The organism is Streptomyces sp. NPDC058008, from assembly GCF_042886395.1.
GTDB lineage: Bacteria > Actinomycetota > Actinomycetes > Streptomycetales > Streptomycetaceae > Streptomyces.
Window position 1 is genome coordinate 94,719 of sequence record NZ_JBHVQX010000014.1, and the last position, 17,963, is coordinate 112,681.

A 17,963-nucleotide genomic window follows, 5' to 3' on the forward strand; every position below is an offset into this window, starting at 1 on the left:
CTCCTGTTCCTCGTACGGTGGAAAGTCCGTTCAACGGCCCCAGCGCAGCGCGGGCGTCTCCACCGGCGCGTCCCAGAGCCGCACCATCTCCTCGTCCACCTGGCAGACCGTCACCGAACAGCCCGCCATGTCGAGTGACGTCACGTAGTTGCCCACCAGCGTACGAGCCACCGTCACGCCCCGCTCCGACAGCACCCGCTGGACCTCGGCATTGAACCCGTACAGCTCCAGCAGCGGTGTCGCGCCCATCCCGTTGACCAGCACCAGCACGGGACCGTCGGGGCGAAGGTCCTCCAGCACCGCGTGCACCGCGACGTCGGCGATCTCCCCGGACGTCATCATGGGGCGGCGCTCCCGGCCGGGCTCGCCGTGGATGCCGATGCCCAGTTCCAGTTCGCCCGGGGGCAGGTCGAACGTCGGCGTGCCCTTCGCCGGGGTGGTGACGGAGCTGAGCGCCACCCCGAAGCTCCGCGAGGACTCGTTCACACGGCGGGCCAGGGCCTCCACGCGCTCCAGCGGGGCGCCCTCGTCGGCGAGGGCGCCGGCGATCTTCTCGACGAACAGCGTCGCCCCGGTGCCGCGACGGCCCGCCGTGAACGTGCTGTCGGACACCGCCACGTCGTCGTCGACCAGGACCCGGGCGACCTGCACGCCCTCGTCCCCGGCCAGCTCGGCCGCCATGTCGAAGTTCAGCACGTCCCCGGTGTAGTTCTTCACGATGAACAGCACACCCGCCCCGCTGTCGACCGCGGCGGCCGCCCGGACCATCTGATCGGGCACGGGCGAGGTGAAGACCTCCCCGGGACAGGCGGCGGACAGCATCCCGGGCCCGACGAACCCCGCGTGCAACGGCTCGTGCCCGGACCCGCCACCGGACACGAGCCCGACCTTCCCCGCCACCGGGGCGTCGCGCCGGACCACGACGCGTTTCTCGACGTCCACGACGAGTTCGGGGTGGGCGGCGGCCATTCCGCGGAGCCCGTCCGCGACGACGGTCTCCGGCACGTTGATGAGCATGCGCAACGGTTCCTCCTGGGGAGAGCGTGCCGACCGGTCGTCCCGACCCCGCGGCAGCGTGAATCCGATCCTGTTGTCTCAGGCGCGTACGGAACCAGTATCGAAGAGACCAGGGTGATCGGGAAGCGACGCGTCGGAGGGACACGCTCCACCTGCCGGAGAGTCACTTCGGCGGCGGTCCCCCGCCCATGGCCCGGACACCGCGGCAGGCCTGCCCCCAGGTGCGACTCCGCCGCGCGGGTCACCGGTCCCTGAGGCCCGGGCGGGCGGGTACGGGCCGGTCGGCCGAGCGGCGGAGCCCGCCGCGCCCAGGAGCCGCACGAGCACCGCCCGACGACGCTCGTGACAGGTGGCCGGCGCACCCGGCCGGACTGCCGCCCGGCCTCCGGCCTGGCGCCGTACCCGGGAGCGGTGAGCACGTCCCGGCAGGTGCCGGGCCTCCTCACGCGTGGCCACCGGCCGGGCCGGGCGGCCGTCCGCGGTACCACGGCGGTCGTCCCGCCGTTCGCGGGAGGGGGTCCGGAGCACCCCGTCCCGCCGCACGGCACCGGGGAAGTTCAGGCCGCGCCCGGTCCCCGGGACGAGGAGTCCGCCCCGGGGAAGGTGACGCCGCAGGACGTCCTCAGCCGCGCACGCAGAACTCGCGGTCGGTGAGCCACTGGCCGAACCAGTCGCTCAGCGGGACCGTGACACACCACCCGGACTCGTTCGTGTCCGGTACGGGCTCCGTGGGCTGAGGCGTGGGCTTGTCCGGCTTGGGCGGCGTGGGTGTCCCGCTCGGGTCGGCGGCGGGAGCCGAGGGCTCGGTCGCGTTCGGCAGTCCGCTCAGCGCCTCGCGGAACACCTTCGAGGACTCGGGGTTGTCGGCGCACTGCCACACTCCGTGCGGGCAGTAGTCCGTGATCGTCTGGTAGACCGGCTTGTGCAGGTCCATCCACTCCAGCATGCGGCGCATGTACTCGGGGTTGTCGCCGTTGCGGAAGAGCCCCCACTCCGGGAAGGAGATCGGCTTGCCGTGCTCGGCGGCGAAGTCGACCTGCTTCCGCAGACCGTACGGTTCGCCGACCTGCTCGTCGAAGGTGCGCGCCGGAGGCTGGTCGTAGGAGTCCATGCCGATGATGTCCACGACGTCGTCCCCCGGGTAGCACTCCGTCCACGGCACCGCGTCCCGCCCCCTGCTCGGCGCGAAGTCGAAGCGGAACTCCGCGCCGGGGACGGACCGCATCGCGGTGACGATCCGCTTCCAGTACGCCTTCCACGCGTCCGGGTCCGGGCCGCACCGGTGGGTGTACGTCGTCCCGTTCATCTCCCAGCCGAGGACGATCACCGTGTCCGGGACGCCCAGCAGGACCAGGCGCTCCGCCAGTCTGCGGAAGTGCTCGTCGAACTGCCCTTCGGCGCCCGCCCGCAGCAGGCCGCGCACCTCGGCGTCGGAGACATGGTCCTCGTTCCGTTCCAGCATGGGCGTGTTGAGAACGAACATCCGGTCCTGCCGCGCCTTGCGCCACGCCGCCCAGGAGGCGAGGAACCCGGGGCGGCCCTCGATGTTCTCCCACAGATCACCCGGCAGGTAGCTGTGGCCGACCCGCAGCTCCGTCCCGCCGAGCCAGCGGGACAGCTCGTCCATCCGCCGAACACCCTTGGGCCCGTAGTCCAGATAGGCGCCGATGGCGGTCGTCCCGCCGGGCTCCGGCGCACCCTGGGCGGCGCCCTTGTCCGCCTGGGTGTCCGCGGCGTCGCGGTCGGCGAGGACCGCGCCGCCGACGAGGAGGCAGAGGGCCGTCGCCCCGATGCCGAACTTGCTGAGACGGCGCTGTACGGGCACGGCTCCTCCTTGGATTGAGGCCTGACTCCGGCCCTGTCGACCATAAGGAGAAAGATTCAACAATGGGCTGCGGTAACTCCTTTCGATAGACCATTCGCGAAATGCGCAGGGTCAGCGCGAGCCGTTCGGGTGACACCTCCCGAAGTCGAAAGGAAGGGAACGGACGCGGTTGTCGAAATTCGAATCCACCAGAACGGGTTCGCCCGAGATCCGGACGTCCCCCAGCCTGGTCAGCATTTCCCGGAAGAGAGCCTTCATCTCCAGCTTCGCCAGATGCGCGCCCAGGCAGTGGTGGGGCCCTCCGCCGCCGTATCCGAGGTGCGGATTCGGTGACCGGGTGATGTCGAAGGCGTCGGGGTCGTCGAAGACGGACGCGTCCCGGTTCGCGGAGGCGTAGAGGAGTACGACCTTCTCGCCGGGCAGAAAGGTGCGGCCACCGAGTGAGCAGGCGGCGGCGACCGTCCGGCGGAACTGGATGATCGGCGTCGAATGGCGGACGATCTCGTCGACCGCGCCGTCGGCGTAGCGGTCGAAGTCGGACTCCAGCAGAGCACGCTGGTCCGGATGAGCGGACAGCAGGACCAGCCCGTGTGCGATCGCGTTCCGCGTGGTCTCCACGCCCGCCACGAGCAGCAGTGAGAAGAACGCGCCGAGCTGACGCGAGGACAGGCCCTGGCCGTCGACGTCCGCGCGCACGAGCGCCGAGATCACGTCGTCCGCCGGGGAGCGGCGCCGCTCACGGGCGATGCCCGCCATCTCCAGCTGCATACGGGCCAGCGAGCGCAGCCCGCGCCCGGGCACCCGCAGCCGGGCCCGGCCACGCCTGTGCACGCCCACGTACTCCGACGCGTCGTCGACGCGCGCGGCGATGGCGGCCCGGTGGCGCGCGGGAACGCCCATCAGGTCGCAGATGACCTCGAACGGCATACGGGAGGGCGCCGCCCGCATGAAGTCACCCGGGCCCTCGGCGATCATCTCGTCCACCAGCCGCCGGGCGACGGCGCCGATGTTCTCCTCGGCGGCGGCGAGGAGCCTCGGAGTGAAGGCACGGGAGACGGTCCTGCGCAGCCCCGCGTGTTCGGCGCCGTCCATGTTCACCATGGAGTTGCCGAACACCGCCTTGGCCCACGGGGCGGGTTCCGGGACCGTGGCACCGGGAGCGCTGGCGAAGTGCTGCGGACGCCGGCTCGCCGCCCTCACGTCGTCGTACCTCACCAACGCGTGGAAGGGCGTGCGTGATCCCGTACGAGGGGTGAAGCGGACGGGTGCGCCGAGCTCCCTGAGCCGGGCGAACGCGGCCAGCCGCTCGGCCCGAGGCAGCCGCCAGAACGCCGGATCGGCCAGATCGGCGCCGGCCGTCCCTCGCACACGGTCGGTGGACACCTGCGTCGGCGCGTTCATGCACAACCTCCCGGAGCTCGAAGGGCCATGCTGGCCCGGCGGGCGGCGCCCGGCAGCCGACACGGCCGGACGGCGGCGGGAAATTCCCACGGTCGCGCGATGCCCGGCGGACGGGAACGCCGCGCGCGGCGACGTCCGGCGGGGCGGAACCGTGCGCGTGGCTCCGGTGGCCGGGCAACCGTGCGCCCGGTGGTGTCCCGGGCGCGGCGGGGACACGTGCCCGTGGCGGACGGCGCATGAGAACCGTTCGCGCCCCGTCTCGTTGCCCACTGGAGCGAGACACCTCGCAGGAGCGGACGAGAGGGAGGCACACCCACCATGGATCCGACCACCGGCACCGGCGCCCCGCGCCCGGCCCGCCGCGCGGTGCTGCGCACCGCCTTCACCGTGGCCACGCTCGCCGGAACCGGCGGCGCGCTCGCCCCGGTCCTCCTCGGAGGCCATGCCCCGGGGGACCCCGCCCAGGACCGCGACGCGGTGGGGCCCGAGCGGTTCTCCGAGCTGTACAAGGGCCGCGAGATCCGGGGCACGACGACCGCCGTCGTGCCGGCCGGCGCGCAGCCGTACGCCGACGACGCCCTCGCGGCGCCCGGCATCGACGTCAGCGTCGACGGGAGGCCGCTGCACGTGATGAGGCGCGCCGACGGGACCTACCTGAGCACCGTGAACCACTACGAGTCGTTCCCGACACTGCGCGGGGCGGCCCGCGCCGCGGTCGACGAACTCGGCACCTCCCAGCTGTCAGGTGCCTCCCCGCACACCATCTGAGCCCTAAGGACGAGCACGGGTGCACAGCCGCAAGAATCAGCGCGACCTCACGCGCACCGAGAAGAAACGCCTGGTCGACGCGATCCTGGAGCTCAAACGCTCGGGCCGCTACGACGAGTTCGTCACCCTGCACCGGCGCTACTACGTGACCGACGCCGAGAGCAGGCCGCGCCCCGCCCACATGACCCCGTCCTTCTTCCCCTGGCACCGTCAGTACCTCCTGGAGTTCGAGAAGGCGCTGCGGTCCGTCGACCCCCGGGTGTCGGTCCCGTACTGGGACTGGACGCGGGACAACACGACGGGTGCCTCCCTTTGGGCGGAGGACTTCCTCGGCGGGAACGGCAGGGCGGGCGACCGGCAGGTCATGACGGGGCCGTTCGCCTACCGGCAGGGCAACTGGCGTATCCGCGCGGGAGTCACCGGTGACGCCTTCCTGCGGCGCAACTTCGGCAGGCCGTCCTCACCCGTCACACTGCCCGGCACGGCGGACGTGGAGCGGGCGCTGCGGGACCCCGTGTACGACGCCGCCCCCTGGAGCAGCGTCAGCACCACCGGCTTCCGCAACCGGATCGAGGGCTGGGGCATCAGGGGCGGCCGGGGGGTGGCCAACCACAACCAGGTGCACCGCTGGATCGGAGGGTCCATGGCGGGCGCCGGGTCGCCGGACGACCCCGTCTTCTGGCTGCACCACGCCTTCATCGACCTGCTCTGGACCCGCTGGCAGAAGGCGCATCCGCGCTCCCGCTACCTCCCGTCCCGCGCACCGGCAGCCGACGACCCGCAGAGCGACCGGATCTTCCCGCTCGACCGGCCGATGCCGCCGTGGGACGTGGCGCCCGCGCACCTCGTCGACCACACCCGGTTCTACCGGTACGTCTGAGGGGCACGGCCGCCCCGGGAACGGGCCGGGCCTCCCCTTCTCCGCGCGGAGCGGGAAGGGGAGGCCCGAGGGTGCCCGGGTGGGATCAGTGGCCGTAGCCGTAGTCGCCCTGGTCCTCGTGCCGGTCCGACACGTTGGCGCAGGTGTTGCCGAACGCCGGGTTCAGCAGGGCGATCACGTTCACCGTGTTGCCGCACACGTTGACCGGGATGTGCACGGGCACCTGGACGGCGTTGCCCGAAAGGACACCGGGGGAGTGGGCCGCGACGGCCTCCGCTCCGGAGTCGGCGGTAGCCATGCCGGCACCGCCGGCGATCAGGGCGCCGGTGCCAGCCACGACGGCGGCCACCTTCGAGATACGCGACATCAGTTCTCCTTGAGAGAGGGACGGAACCGGCTGCCTGGACTGCCGCCGGTGTGCCCTGACAACGCCAAAGGCGACAGACGGTAACGGAACGGCAGGAAAGTCATCATCTCGGCTCAACCCCGGCCGATGAGTGCGAGTCCGGCCGCCGGAAGCGCGCTCAGCCGGCCCCGCCAGTCACGCGCGGCGGGGACGCGGGCCTTCACCGTCCGTGCCGCGCCGTCCCGCACGTCCAGCTGGGTCTCGCGCATCCGCAGCAGCGGTTCCAGCGAGGAACGGGCCAGCAGCAGACGCCGGTTGACGACCGGCACGGGGCCCCAGTGGCTCTTGTACCGCTCCGAGCCGCGCAGCAGGCTCAGCACACCGCGGTCCAGGTCACCGGCCTCCCGCGCGATCTCGCGCAGCAGCATCGAGGAGACGTCCACCTTCCGCTCCCTGAGGCGGGGGTCGGCGCCGTACAGGTACCCCCCGGTCAGCCGCGCCGTCCTGTAGGACAGGTCCGCGGCCACCACCTCCCCGTCGAGCAGGAACTCCCTGACCGAGGCCTCGCCGTCGCGCACCATCCGGCGGGTGGAGCGCACCAGGTGCGCGCAGAAGCGGGGACGCAGGTGCTCCGGGTTGACCCCCCTGCCGAGCCACTGGAGCTCGTGCAGCGAGAGCAGGGTGCCGATCGCTCCCGCCACCCGGTGGACGGGTGCCGTGCGGCACTCGATGCCCAGGGTGTCGATCCTGCGGAGCTTGGCGCGCGTCCGCTGGGCGCGTGAACCGGGCATCCTCCCGATGAGGGCGTCGATCGGCTCGGCGGGCAGCTCCAGGCACGTCGAGTCCGCGCGGCTGCCCCGGGCCCCGGACCACGCCTCGAACAGCAGGTGGGCCGAGGCGTCGGGCCGTACCTCGCGCAGGTCCACGACGGTGTGCGAGGCCGCCCGGTGGAGCCCGCGCTCCAGAGCGGTGACCGCTGCCGCCGTGTCCTCGCCGTCCACCAGGATGTCGAAGAAGTCGGAGATGGCGCCGCCCATCGGCACCAGCAGGGGCATCGGGCGGTGCACGAGCATCAGGGGCGCCGCGCCGATCAGACGTCCGTCCCGGCGTGCGAGAAGGACCCGGAGCCGGCCCGGTACCCCGTAGGAGAGCCACCACGAGCGCAGCCACGCGTGGCTCTGGAACGGTGTGGCGGTGGGGCAGCGGCGGTGCAGGGCGTCCCACTCGGCGGCGAGGTCCGCGAAGTCCGCGAGGTCCCGGCAGAGGGTGACGGTGAGCCGTCCACGGCGGTCGGTGTTCATCGGACGAGCTCCCGTTCGTCGGCGGTACCGCCCTGGGCCGGGCCCGGTACCTGCGCGGTGACACCCCGGTGCCCGGGGCGGGGCCGGACGAGCAGGACGAGTCCGCCGACCAGCCCGCCCGCGCCGGCGCCCACGGCCGTGCCGAGCGGCACCGAGGGGGACACGGGCTCGGCGGGCGGCACGGCGTGCGAGAACTTGATGAGCTTCACCCCCGTGTCCTTCGCGACGTGCCCGCTGCTGACCACCACGGCCTCCGTCACCGCGTTGGCGATGTCCGCGGCCCGGTCGCGGTCGGCCGACGTGCCGGTGACCGCGATCATGGGCGAGTCGGGGGAGGTCTCGGACCGCACGTGCGTGCGCAGTTCGGGCACCGGCTCCCCGGCCGCCCCCTTGGCGTAGGCGAGGGTGGCGTCGCTGGTGGCCAGGCGGCCGTAGGACTGCGCGTACCCCAGCGCCGCCGCCGGGTCGATGTCCTTGCCCGCGGTCACCACGGCGTAGCTGGTGGCCGCGAACTCGGGCCGGGCGAGCGCGCCGTACGACAGCCCGCAGGCGGCGCCGAGCAGGAGACAGGCCGGCAGGGGCCACCAGCTGGGCCGTTCGAATGCGGGGCGGAGCCTGCGGAGCCGTCCGGGGACGGTCCGCCTCTGCTCGGGCGACTCGGTCATGGGTGTGCTCTCTCGGTCGGGGGAACGGTGGCGGTGCCGACGGCCTCTGCGTAGACGTCCATGAGGCGGCGGCTGTTGAGCCTGATGTCGTAGTGGTCCACGGCGGGAGGGGGCGGCAGTCTGCGGGCGCCGGCGGTCCTGTGGAGCCGCAGCGCGGCCGTGAGCTCGTCCGTGGGATCGGCCGCGCCGGACGCCCCGATGCGCACGGCCCCCGGCACCCGGCCCGCCGGGAGGTCCTCGATGGCGGGGCAGGCCGCGTGCACCACGGGCAGTCCGGCGGCCAGCGCCTCGACGACGGCCAGGCCGAAGGACTCCTCGCGGGACGCCGAGACGAACGCGTCGGCGGCGCTGAGCACCGCGGGGATGCCGGGAGCCGCGCCCGCGCCCCCGCACTCGCCGAGGAAGCGGACGCGGCCCGTCACACCGAGACGGGCGGCGAGCGCGCGCAGCGCCCCGGCCTCCGGCCCGTCACCCGCCAGGACGAGGCGGACACCGGGCAGGGCGGCGACGGAGCGGATCAGCACGTCGAAGCGCTTGCCGGGGACCAGCCTGCCCACGCCCGCGACCACGAACGCGTCGTCGGGCAGGTCCAGCAGCGCCCGTGTGGCGCGCCGGCGCCCGGCGTCGAAGCGGAAGGCGGCGGCGTCCACGCCGTTGGGCACGGTGTGGATCCGGGCGGCCGGCACACCCCAGTCGCGCAGCCGGTCCGCGACCGTGCGGGAGACGGCGACCGTCGCCGCCCCGAGCCGTTCGGTCCGCAGGTAGAGCTCCCGGGTGCCGCGTGTGAGCGGCCGCCCCTCGATCTCCGCGCGGCCCAGCGAGTGCTCCGTGGACACGACGGTGGTCCCGGCCAGGCGTGCCGCGACACGGCCGTAGACGCACGCCCGGTAGAGGTGGGTGTGCACGAGGTCGTAGGAGCCGCGCCGGATGAGCCGGGCCAGCCGGGGCACGGCGCCGAGGTCCCGGTTGCTCCGCATCCCCAGGTCCCGGACCCGTACGCCGTCGGCGCGCAGCCCCGCCGCGACCGCCCCCGGGTTGGTGAGCGTCACCACGTCGCAGCGCGCCGGCAGATGGCGCAGCAGCAGCCGCAACTGCTGCTCGGCCCCGCCGACGCCGAGGCCCGTGATGACGTGCAGCGCCTTCATCCGGCGTTCCCCCGCTCCCGGCCGGCGCCCGAGCGGTGCCGCAGCCGGTGCCGCACCTCCTTGGCCCGCAGACGCGCACCCCGGTCGGCGTGGCTGACATGCGTGCGGGGAAGGGCGAGCGGCCCCGACAGGGCGCCGGGGTCGAGGGCGCAGCCGTAGGCGTACCCGGCCTCGCGCACGGACCCGACCACCCGCTTGTCGGCCGTGCCGTACGGATAGCAGAAGCCGGACGGCGCCTCCCCGACGATGCGGTGCAGCGCCTCCCGGCTGCAATGGGTCTCCTGGCGCAGTTCGCCGTCGGACAGCTCCGTGAGATCCCGGTGCAGCAGCCCGTGCGAACCGACCTCCATACCCGCCGCCGCGACCGTGCGGATGCCTTCCCCGGTCAGCAGGGGTCTGCGCGGACCGAGCGGGTCCCAGACGTTGGAACCGCCGGGCCGGCCGGGCAGGACGAACACCGTCGCGGTGCAGCCGTGGGCGAGCAGGACGGGGAGTGCCTCGTCGACGAAGTCGGCGTACCCGTCGTCGAACGTGAGCCCGACCAGCCCGCGCTTGCCGGCCGCCCGCGCGCGCAGCAGCTCGGCGATCCCCACGCCGGTCAGCCCCCGCCGCCGCAGCCAGCTCAGCTGCTCGTCCAGACGGCCGGCGGACACGGTGATGCCGTACGGGTCGTCCGCCGGATCGCCCACCGAGTGGTACGTGAGGATCCACGGCTGGGACCGGAAGGGGAGGGCGCGGGCACGGGGTGGCGAGGTGTCAGTGGCCACGGGGGAACCTCCGTCGGATGAGTGCCAGCAGGTGAAGGGGCTCGGGGGCCCGCAGGGCGAGTCCGGTGAGGAGGAAGGCCAGGGGCACGAGGAGACAGCCCGCGGCCAGTCCCGCCGACGGTCCCGGCACCAGGCCCGTGGCCGCGCGGCCCGCGGCGGCCGCGACCGCCGCCGCGGCCACCGGGCGGGCCAGGGAGAGGACGACCGCCCCCGGCCGCACGGCGACCGCCCTCGTGCCCAGCCCCAGGAGCATCAGCACGGCGGCGGTGCTGATGCCCAGGGCGTTGGCCGCCGCGATGCCGTCGACGCCGTACGGACCGGTCAGGAGGAGTCCGGCGCCCGTGGTGACCAGGAGTCCGGCGCCCATGGCGCCGAGCGGGTACCAGGTCGGCCGGCCCGCCGAGAAGAACGGCCGGCACAGGGCGCCGACCAGCGTGTGGCCCAGCAGGCCGAACGCGTAGACCCGCATCACACCCGCGGTGGCGGCCGTGTCGGCGGCGTCGAAGGCACCGCGCTGGAAGAGGACTTCGACGATCTGCGGCGCGCAGCCGAGCACCGCCGCCGTGCCGAGCAGCACCACCGTCCCGGCGAGGGCGAGATCGCGCTCGACCCGGTGCCTGGCGCCCTCCCGGTCCCCGGCCGCCATGGCCCGCGCGACGACCGGGAAGGTCACCGTGCAGATCATCATGGACAGCACCATCGGCAGCTGGGCCACCTTCTGCGCGTAGTTGAGGTGGGAGATCGCCCCGTCCGGCAGGGACGAGGCGAGGAAACGCTCGACGAAGACCTGCGACTGACGGCTCACCACGAACAGGACGACCGGCGCCAGGACCGTCGCGCCGAGCAGGGCCGGACCCGGCCCCCGCGCCCCCCGCTTCCCGCCGCGCCCCGGCACCAGCCGCACGAACGTGGGCAGCAGGGTGAGGATCATCAGCAGGCTTCCGGCCGCGACCCCCGCCGCGGCCGCCCGGACGCCCCATACGGAGTGCAGGGCCAGGGTCACGCCGATGATGCCGGCGTTGTACGCGATGTAGACGCCGGCGGGTGCCAGGAACCTGCCGTGCGCCCGCAGCGCCGCGCTGAAGTACCCGGTGATGCCGAAGGTGAACACCGTGACCGCCGTCAGACGCGTGCAGTCCACCGCCAGCCGGGGATCGTCCAGCCCGGGTGCCAGGACGCCGACGGCCCACGGGGCGCCCCAGACCAGCAGCCCGCCCGCGCACGCCAGTGCGGCGGACAGCCGGGGGAGGGTGTCCGCCACCAGGGCACGGACGGGGTCCGGGGTCCGGTCGCCGGCCGCACGCCGGGTCAGTGCCAGGCTGAACGCCGGTACGAGCAGCAGTGCCATACCGTCCTCGATCAGCAGCGTCGCGGCCATCTCCGGCACCGTCCACGCGATCAGGAACGCGTCGCTGGCGTGACTGGCGCCGAAGAGCCGGGCGATGGCCTGGTCGCGGACGAGCCCCAGCAGCGCGGCGATCACGGTCAGTCCCGCGGCGCCGCCCGCGGCGCGGACCAGGAAACGTCCCGGGCGCACCTCCGCACCCGCTGCGGACGTCCCGCCGACCGCCGTTCCCGCGGCCGGATCCGTGGCGGTCCCGCTCACGCGACGGCCGCCCTCTCCGGCTCGGCCAGCGCCCACCAGGCGGCGAGGCCGAGCACGATCCCGGTCAGGACGGTGGAGGGGCCGCCGATGTCCGCGTACAGGAAGTCGACCGCCTGCCAGGTCATCAGCCCGACGGCGGCGAGACCGCAGTCGACGGCCGCGGCTCCCCGGGCCCGCGCGAGCACCAGCCTGCGCACCCCGCCTGCCAGCAGGGCCGCCCAGGAGCCGACGAGCGCGGTGAAGCCGACGAGGCCCTGCTCACCGAGCACCAGCAGGTACATGTTGTGGGGGGAGAGCAGCGGCTGCCTGCGGAACTCCTGCCCGGCCCCGGCGGTGTCGCTCCCGGCGGAGAGCCCGATCGAGGCGTGCCCGTCCCGGTGCGCGGGGAAGCCCTTGAGGCCCACCCCGGCCGTCGGGTGCTCGCGCCACATGTCCGTCGCGGCGGCCCACATGGCGTACCGGTCGTTGACCGAGCGGTCGGGCGCGCTGGTCACCTCGGTGATGCTGGTGAGGCGCTGCGAGATCATCTCGGATCCGACACCGAAACCGCCGACCAGGACCACGCCCACCGCGGCCAGCACCGCCAGGGCCCGGACCGCCTGCCGGAGCCCGGTCAGCGCGATCACGGCGAGCGCCGCCGCGGCGGTGGCGATCCAGGCACCCCGGCTGAAGGACAGCGCGAGCGGGACCACCAGCAGGGCGGCGGTCACCGCGGCCCACGGCCTCAGCCGCCGAGGTGTGCCGGCGGGCGGGCGCAGTGCCCAGGCGGCGGCGACGACCAGGCCGAAGCCGACGACCGTCGCCATCCCCATCACGTCGCCCGGGCCGAACGTGCCGACCGCGCGGATGTCCTCCCCCATGTAGGAGGCGCCGGAGCCGGTGACGTACTGGTGCACACCCGTCGCGCCCTGGACGGCCGCCAGCACCACGAGCGCTCCTGCGACGGCCCGGAACCCCTGGGCGTCCCGGACCAGGAGGAGCACGGCGGCCGGTACGAGGACGAAGATCTGCAGGTACCGCACGAACCCGGGCAGTGCCGCCACCGGGTCGCCGGCGGTGACCGTGGCCAGCGCGAGGCCCACGGCCGGCAGGCCCAGCACCACCGCCGTGGCCGGGGAGAGGGGGCGGCGCCGCAGGAACAGCAGAAGGCCCGCGCACAGCAGGACGGCCGCACCCGAGACGAGATCGGCCGCCGGTACTCCGGCCACGGACCCGGCGATGACCGCGCCGTCGGGAGGCACGGACACGAGCAGGACCGTCGCGAGCAGCGGCAGCAGCGGCCACCGGTGGCCCCGGCGGCGGGACGGGGTCCCCTCCCGGGCGGTCGTGACGGCGGGCGCCGCGGCTACGGTGAGTGTCACGTTTCAGCTGCCTCCGAGCCGGAACACCGAGCCCGCCGTGCGCGCCAGCACGCACAGGTCCTGCCACAGCGACCACGTCTCGATGTACCGGTTGTCGAAGCGGGCGCGGTCCTCGATGGAGGTGTCGCCCCGCAGACCGTGGACCTGGGCCAGTCCCGTGATGCCGACGGGCATCCGGTGCCGGGCCCGGTAACCCGGGTGCATCCGGCTGAACTGCTTGACGAAGTAGGGCCGTTCGGGGCGGGGCCCGACCAGGCTCATGTCCCCGCGCACGACGTTCCACAGCTGCGGGAGCTCGTCGAGCGAGGTTCTGCGCAGCGTCCTGCCGACGCGGCTCATGCGCCGGTCCGACGAAACGTTCCATCGGGTGGCCGACTCGTGGGCGTCGGCCGGACGCAGGGTGCGGAACTTCAGCAGGGTGAACGGGCGCCCGTACCCGCCGATCCGCTCCTGACGGAAGATCACCCCCGGTCCGTCGCAGACGCGGACGGCGAGCGCGCAGACGGCCAGCAGCGGGGACGCCGCGACCAGGGCGGTCATGGCCAGGACCGCGTCCATGGCCCGCTTCACCCGCCGGGCCAGCGGGCGGCGCGGTGCGGCGCACAGCGAGTAGGCCGCGAAGCCCCACACGTGGTCGGGCCGGGGCGCGGTCCGGCAGTGCGCGACCGCTTCCCGATCGGTGATCAGCCACACCCGGCAGCCGTGCCGCGTGAACAGGGCGAACAGTTCCGCCCCTTCGGCCAGGGCCTCCGGCGGGACGGTGAAGACGGCGTGCCGGACCGAGTTCTGCACGACCGCGCGGCCGGCGTCCTGCACCGACCCGAGAACCGGCAGCGGTACCTCGCCCGGCGCCTCGTCCACCTCGGTGCCGGAACCCACCACCTGCCCGACCGGCCGCATCCCGTACCGCCGGTGCTCCTGAAGTACGGCGACGACCCGGTCGGCGAGGGGACCGTCGCCGACCACCAGGGTGGACTCCGGACCGCGTGCGGCCGACCAGCGCCTGCACCGGTGGACGACGGCGCGCGCCCCGCAGCCCGCCAGGGTCTGGAGCCCGGCCGCGCAGCCGAGTGCCGTCCACCCGGCGGCGTACCGCGGGTCGTACGCGGACAGCGCCTCGGCGACGACGTACCACTGCACGGCGGCCAGCCCGGCCAGCGCGGGCAGTTCCGCCAGCGCCGACGGCGAGAGCCCCATCCGGTACAGGCCCCGGAGGCCGTGCAGGAGCGACTGGACGGCCGCCTGGAGGAGGACGACGGCCGGCGGCCAGGGCCAGGGGGCCACCAGGACCACGGCCAGGCCCAGCGCGAGCGCGTCGGAGGTCATGAGGGCGGCAGGGGCCCGCCGTCGGGTGACGTGCCCGGCGGGCCGTGGGGCCGGAGCGTCCTGCCCGCTGCGGGGCGGGCGGATCGCGGACGCCACGCGCCGTACGGCGGTCGCCTGGGCGGCTCGGGGGACAGGTGCACTCTCCGTGGTCATCGCTCGGTGCGCTTCCTCGTCGTGGGGCGGGACTGGCCGACAAGTTCCTCGTAGAGGTTCAGTACCGCGCCGGCGGTCCTCGCGATGTCGAACACCGACCTGGTGCGGCCCTGCGCCGTGCGGCCCAGCTCCGCCCGCAGCGCGGGGTCGTTCAGCAGCGTGGTCAGCGCCGTCGCGAGGGACGCGGGGTCATCGGGCGGTACGAGGCAGTGGGGCAGGTGTCCGGGCGGCAGGCTCTCCCTGGCCCCGTCGACATCGGTCAGCAGGACCGGTGTGCCGCACGCCATGGCTTCGAGGGGCGCCAGGGCCATCCCCTCCCAGCGTGACGGCAGGACCAGCAGGTCCGCCGCGTGGATCCAGGGCCGCACATCCGTGCTGGCCCCCGCGAACAGCACACCGGGCGGGGCGTCGCGCCGCAGTTCGCCGCGCTGGGGCCCGTCGCCGACCAGGACCAGCCGCGCGTCGCCCACCGACGCCGTCCGCCAGGCCCGCAGCAACACGTCCTGGCCCTTCTGGCGGCTCAGACGGCCCACGCACACGGCGAGCGGAACGCCGTCCGGGACCCCACCGGGCACGGGGAGCGAGGCGCGGGCCGCCGCACGGCCGGCGGCGCCGGCGGGCCGGAAGCGGTGGAGGTCGACACCGTTGTGGATCACCGACCAGGGCGCCATGATGCCCGCGCGCCGGCCGGCCCCGCACTCGGACTCGCTGACGCACAGGATGCGGTCGCTCCAGCGCGCCCCGAACCGTTCCCAGGCGACGGCCAGTGCCGCGGCCCGGCCCTCGAGGGCCTCGAACGACCAGGCGTGCGGCTGGAACACCGTCGGCACCCGGCCGCGCACGGCCAGACGGCCGGCGAGCCCCGCCTTGGCACTGTGGGCGTGGACGACGTCGGGAGCGTACGCACGGACCAGACGGCTCGCGCTCGCGACCTCGCGGCCCAGGCGGGGGCCCGGGTCGCGTACCGCCGGCCAGGCACACACCCGGGCCCCGGCGGTGGAGGCCCCGGCCGCCAGCGGCCCGTCCGGCGGGCAGGCCACGACGGGACGCAGCCCCGCACGCACCTGCGCCGCGACGAGGTCGGTCACGACCCGGGCCACGCCCCCCTCCACCGGCTGGACCAGGTGAAGGACCGTCAGTCGTTCTTCGTCGGTGCAACTCTTCTGCAGCACGCACGGCTCTCTTTCACATGCCCCCGAAGAGCCGGTTCGGATATGCACCGGCGGTAAGGAAATGGTGGCGGAGATCGAGTGGGTAAAACCGAAATGCACTGTGACAGACCATGCGTGGGAAAACACGCAGACTCGCGCTCGTGTCCACATCGATTGCCTCCGGCCGGGCCCCCGGACACCGGTCGACCGAATGGTGCGGCGTGTCAGATGACCATGAACGCCCTGCTCCGCGACCGTGTCGCATGATGACCGTGCTGAGCGCCCCCGTTCCTGTCCCGCGAGTCCCGGATACGCCCGACGGTAATGTGCGGCAATTCCCGACGAGTTGGGCGGCCGAATTCCGGAAGGCCTTGTTCCGGGAGCCCGGTCGGCATTCCCCCGGCCGTGCCGTCCTCCCGCGCGCTTTCCGCGCGAACCGGCCAACCGCGTCGAAACGGGCCCGGGATCCGCCGTGCGCCGGATCTACTGCTGGTGGGCCGTGTACCCGGGGGAGCGGCCGAAAGGGCAGTATCGGGTACGGCCCGTGGAGATCGTCCCGCCCGGTGGCGGTCCGCGACGGCCGACGAGGACAGAGGAGAAACGATGGTTCACGAACGGGCCGGTCAGCCGGCGCAGCCCGGAGACCTGGTGGACGTGGCACGGCTGGTGACGGCCTATTACACCGTGCACCCCGACCCGGCCGAGCCCGGCCAGCGCGTGGCCTTCGGGACCTCGGGGCACCGTGGATCGGCACTCGCGGCGGCGTTCAACGAGGACCACATCGCCGCCACCACCCAGGCGATCTGCGACTACCGGGAGCGGCAGGGCACCGACGGGCCGCTGTTCCTCGGCGCCGACACCCACGCCCTGTCGGAGCCCGCCCGGATCACGGCCGTGGAGGTGCTGGCCGCCAACGGGGCCACCGTCCTGATCGACAGCGACGACGGCTACACGCCCACCCCGGCGGTGTCGCACGCGATCCTGACGTACAACCGGGACCGCACGGGCGGCCTCGCCGACGGCATCGTCGTCACGCCCTCGCACAACCCGCCCGCGGACGGCGGCTTCAAGTACAACCCGCCGCACGGCGGACCCGCCGGGTCGGACGCCACCTCCTGGATCCAGGACCGTGCCAACGCCCTGATCGAAGGCGGGCTGAAGGAGGTCCGGCGGATCCCCTACGCCCGCGCGCTCGCCGCCGGCACCACCGGGCGCCACGACTTCCTGACCGGCTACGTCGACGACCTCCCGGCCGTCCTCGACCTGGACGCCGTGCGCGACGCGGGGATCCGGATCGGCGCGGACCCCCTCGGCGGCGCGTCGGTCGCCTACTGGGGGCGGATCGCCGAGCGCCACCGGCTCGACCTCACGGTGGTCAACCCGCTCGCCGACCCCACCTGGCGCTTCATGACGCTGGACTGGGACGGGAAGATCCGGATGGACTGCTCGTCGCCGTACGCCATGGCCTCGCTGATCGAACGGCGCGACGCGTACACGATCGCCACCGGCAACGACGCCGACGCCGACCGGCACGGCATCGTCACTCCGGACGGCGGACTGATGAACCCCAACCACTACCTGGCGGTGGCGATCCGCTACCTCTACTCCCACCGGGAGGGCTGGCCGGCCGGCACCGGCATCGGGAAGACGCTGGTCTCCTCCTCCATGATCGACCGGGTCGCCGCGGATCTGGGGCGGCGGCTGGTCGAGGTCCCGGTGGGCTTCAAGTGGTTCGTCGACGGACTGTTCGGCGGCACGCTGGGCTTCGGCGGCGAGGAGTCGGCAGGAGCGTCCTTCCTGCGCCGCGACGGCCGGGTGTGGACCACGGACAAGGACGGCATCCTGCTCGCCCTGCTGGCCTCGGAGATCACGGCCGTCACCGGCTCCACCCCTTCCCAGCACTACGGCGAACTCACCGCCAGGTTCGGCGACCCCGCCTACGCCCGGGTCGACGCCCCGGCCACCCGCGAGCAGAAGGCGGTGCTGGCCCGGCTCTCGCCCGAGCAGGTCACGGCGGACACACTGGCCGGTGAGCCGATCACCGCGGTGCTCACCGAGGCGCCCGGGAACGGCGCCGCCATCGGCGGCCTCAAGGTCTGCACCGACAGCGCGTGGTTCGCGGCCCGCCCGTCCGGCACGGAGGACGTGTACAAGGTGTACGCCGAGAGCTTCCAGGGCGCCGGACACCTGGCCAGGGTCCAGGAAGAGGCCCGCGCCCTGGTCTCCGACGCGCTGGGCGCCACCGGCTGAT

Annotated in this window: 15 protein-coding genes; 3 read left to right on the plus strand and 12 right to left on the minus strand. The window is 73.9% G+C overall.

All coding sequences use genetic code 11. The annotated features are described in order from the left end of the window. Nucleotides 1-30 precede the first annotated feature (30 nt). The 3 genes from dhaK to ACFVS9_RS16250 form a co-directional block, all read right to left on the minus strand. Complete coding sequence (gene dhaK, locus ACFVS9_RS16240) at nt 31-1,023, minus strand: dihydroxyacetone kinase subunit DhaK (RefSeq protein ID WP_383113018.1); 993 nt, start codon at nt 1,021-1,023, stop codon at nt 31-33. 616 nt (nt 1,024-1,639) lie between these two features. Continuing rightward, the gene (locus ACFVS9_RS16245; RefSeq protein WP_389932771.1) at nt 1,640-2,842 is read right to left on the minus strand and encodes a glycoside hydrolase family 26 protein; all 1,203 of its coding nucleotides are present in this window, start codon (nt 2,840-2,842) and stop codon (nt 1,640-1,642) included. A 111-nt stretch (nt 2,843-2,953) separates the two neighbouring features. Then, nucleotides 2,954-4,243, minus strand: a complete 1,290-nt coding sequence (locus ACFVS9_RS16250; RefSeq protein ID WP_383113021.1) for a cytochrome P450 — start codon at nt 4,241-4,243, stop codon at nt 2,954-2,956. Between the two features lie 318 nt (nt 4,244-4,561). Here ACFVS9_RS16250 and ACFVS9_RS16255 point away from each other — a divergent pair, with 318 nt between their 5' ends. Together ACFVS9_RS16255 and ACFVS9_RS16260 are read left to right on the plus strand one after the other, a co-directional pair. Then, complete coding sequence (locus ACFVS9_RS16255; protein WP_383113022.1) at nt 4,562-5,011, plus strand: tyrosinase family oxidase copper chaperone; 450 nt, start codon at nt 4,562-4,564, stop codon at nt 5,009-5,011. Nucleotides 5,012-5,030: 19 nt separating this feature from the next. After that, a complete protein-coding gene (locus ACFVS9_RS16260; RefSeq protein ID WP_383113023.1) occupies nt 5,031-5,891 on the plus strand; it encodes a tyrosinase family protein in 861 nt (286 codons plus the stop codon). An 85-nt stretch (nt 5,892-5,976) separates the two neighbouring features. On the opposite strand, the gene ACFVS9_RS16265 is transcribed toward ACFVS9_RS16260, so the two are convergent. From ACFVS9_RS16265 to ACFVS9_RS16305, 9 genes are all read right to left on the minus strand, one after another. Further along, on the minus strand, nt 5,977-6,258 hold the full coding sequence (locus ACFVS9_RS16265; protein ID WP_383113024.1) for a chaplin: 282 nt from the start codon (nt 6,256-6,258) through the stop codon (nt 5,977-5,979). Between the two features lie 113 nt (nt 6,259-6,371). After that, a complete protein-coding gene (locus ACFVS9_RS16270; protein ID WP_389932777.1) occupies nt 6,372-7,538 on the minus strand; it encodes a GNAT family N-acetyltransferase in 1,167 nt (388 codons plus the stop codon). Beyond that, nucleotides 7,535-8,203 carry a lipopolysaccharide biosynthesis protein gene (locus ACFVS9_RS16275; RefSeq protein ID WP_383113026.1) on the minus strand — a complete coding sequence of 223 codons (669 nt, stop codon included), beginning with the start codon at nt 8,201-8,203 and terminating at the stop codon, nt 7,535-7,537. The genes ACFVS9_RS16270 and ACFVS9_RS16275 overlap by 4 nt, the downstream gene beginning before the upstream one ends. Then, nucleotides 8,200-9,348 (minus strand): glycosyltransferase, encoded by a 1,149-nt coding sequence (locus ACFVS9_RS16280; RefSeq protein ID WP_389932780.1) that lies wholly within the window; start codon nt 9,346-9,348, stop codon nt 8,200-8,202. Before ACFVS9_RS16280 ends, ACFVS9_RS16275 begins: the two co-directional genes overlap by 4 nt. Continuing rightward, complete coding sequence (locus tag ACFVS9_RS16285) at nt 9,345-10,115, minus strand: polysaccharide deacetylase family protein (protein ID WP_389932783.1); 771 nt, start codon at nt 10,113-10,115, stop codon at nt 9,345-9,347. Before ACFVS9_RS16285 ends, ACFVS9_RS16280 begins: the two co-directional genes overlap by 4 nt. Continuing rightward, nucleotides 10,105-11,721 (minus strand): lipid II flippase MurJ, encoded by a 1,617-nt coding sequence (locus tag ACFVS9_RS16290; protein WP_389932786.1) that lies wholly within the window; start codon nt 11,719-11,721, stop codon nt 10,105-10,107. The genes ACFVS9_RS16285 and ACFVS9_RS16290 overlap by 11 nt, the downstream gene beginning before the upstream one ends. Then, the gene (locus ACFVS9_RS16295; protein ID WP_389932789.1) at nt 11,718-13,082 is read right to left on the minus strand and encodes an O-antigen ligase family protein; all 1,365 of its coding nucleotides are present in this window, start codon (nt 13,080-13,082) and stop codon (nt 11,718-11,720) included. The genes ACFVS9_RS16290 and ACFVS9_RS16295 overlap by 4 nt, the downstream gene beginning before the upstream one ends. Nucleotides 13,083-13,085: 3 nt before the next feature. Continuing rightward, on the minus strand, nt 13,086-14,561 hold the full coding sequence (locus ACFVS9_RS16300) for a sugar transferase (RefSeq protein ID WP_389932792.1): 1,476 nt from the start codon (nt 14,559-14,561) through the stop codon (nt 13,086-13,088). Next, entirely contained in the window at nt 14,558-15,733 is a 1,176-nt protein-coding gene (locus ACFVS9_RS16305) for a glycosyltransferase family 4 protein (RefSeq protein ID WP_389932795.1), read from the minus strand. Before ACFVS9_RS16305 ends, ACFVS9_RS16300 begins: the two co-directional genes overlap by 4 nt. A gap of 582 nt (nt 15,734-16,315) precedes the next feature. Between ACFVS9_RS16305 and pgm the strand changes: the two genes are divergently transcribed. Beyond that, on the plus strand, nt 16,316-17,962 hold the full coding sequence (pgm, locus tag ACFVS9_RS16310) for a phosphoglucomutase (alpha-D-glucose-1,6-bisphosphate-dependent) (RefSeq protein WP_389932798.1): 1,647 nt from the start codon (nt 16,316-16,318) through the stop codon (nt 17,960-17,962). The last annotated feature ends 1 nt before the right edge of the window (nt 17,963 follow it).

Excerpts from the sequence above, each read along its gene's own strand:
- ACFVS9_RS16250 (WP_383113021.1), bottom strand. The coding sequence starts at position 4,243 with ATGAACGCGCCGACGCAGGTGTCCACCGACCGTGTGCGAGGGACGGCC.
- ACFVS9_RS16255 (WP_383113022.1), top strand. The coding sequence starts at position 4,562 with ATGGATCCGACCACCGGCACCGGCGCCCCGCGCCCGGCCCGCCGCGCG.
- ACFVS9_RS16265 (WP_383113024.1), bottom strand. The coding sequence starts at position 6,258 with ATGTCGCGTATCTCGAAGGTGGCCGCCGTCGTGGCTGGCACCGGCGCC.
- ACFVS9_RS16270 (WP_389932777.1), bottom strand. The coding sequence starts at position 7,538 with ATGAACACCGACCGCCGTGGACGGCTCACCGTCACCCTCTGCCGGGAC.
- ACFVS9_RS16275 (WP_383113026.1), bottom strand. The coding sequence starts at position 8,203 with ATGACCGAGTCGCCCGAGCAGAGGCGGACCGTCCCCGGACGGCTCCGC.
- ACFVS9_RS16280 (WP_389932780.1), bottom strand. The coding sequence starts at position 9,348 with ATGAAGGCGCTGCACGTCATCACGGGCCTCGGCGTCGGCGGGGCCGAG.
- ACFVS9_RS16300 (WP_389932792.1), bottom strand. The coding sequence starts at position 14,561 with ATGACCACGGAGAGTGCACCTGTCCCCCGAGCCGCCCAGGCGACCGCC.
- pgm (WP_389932798.1), top strand. The coding sequence starts at position 16,316 with ATGGTTCACGAACGGGCCGGTCAGCCGGCGCAGCCCGGAGACCTGGTG.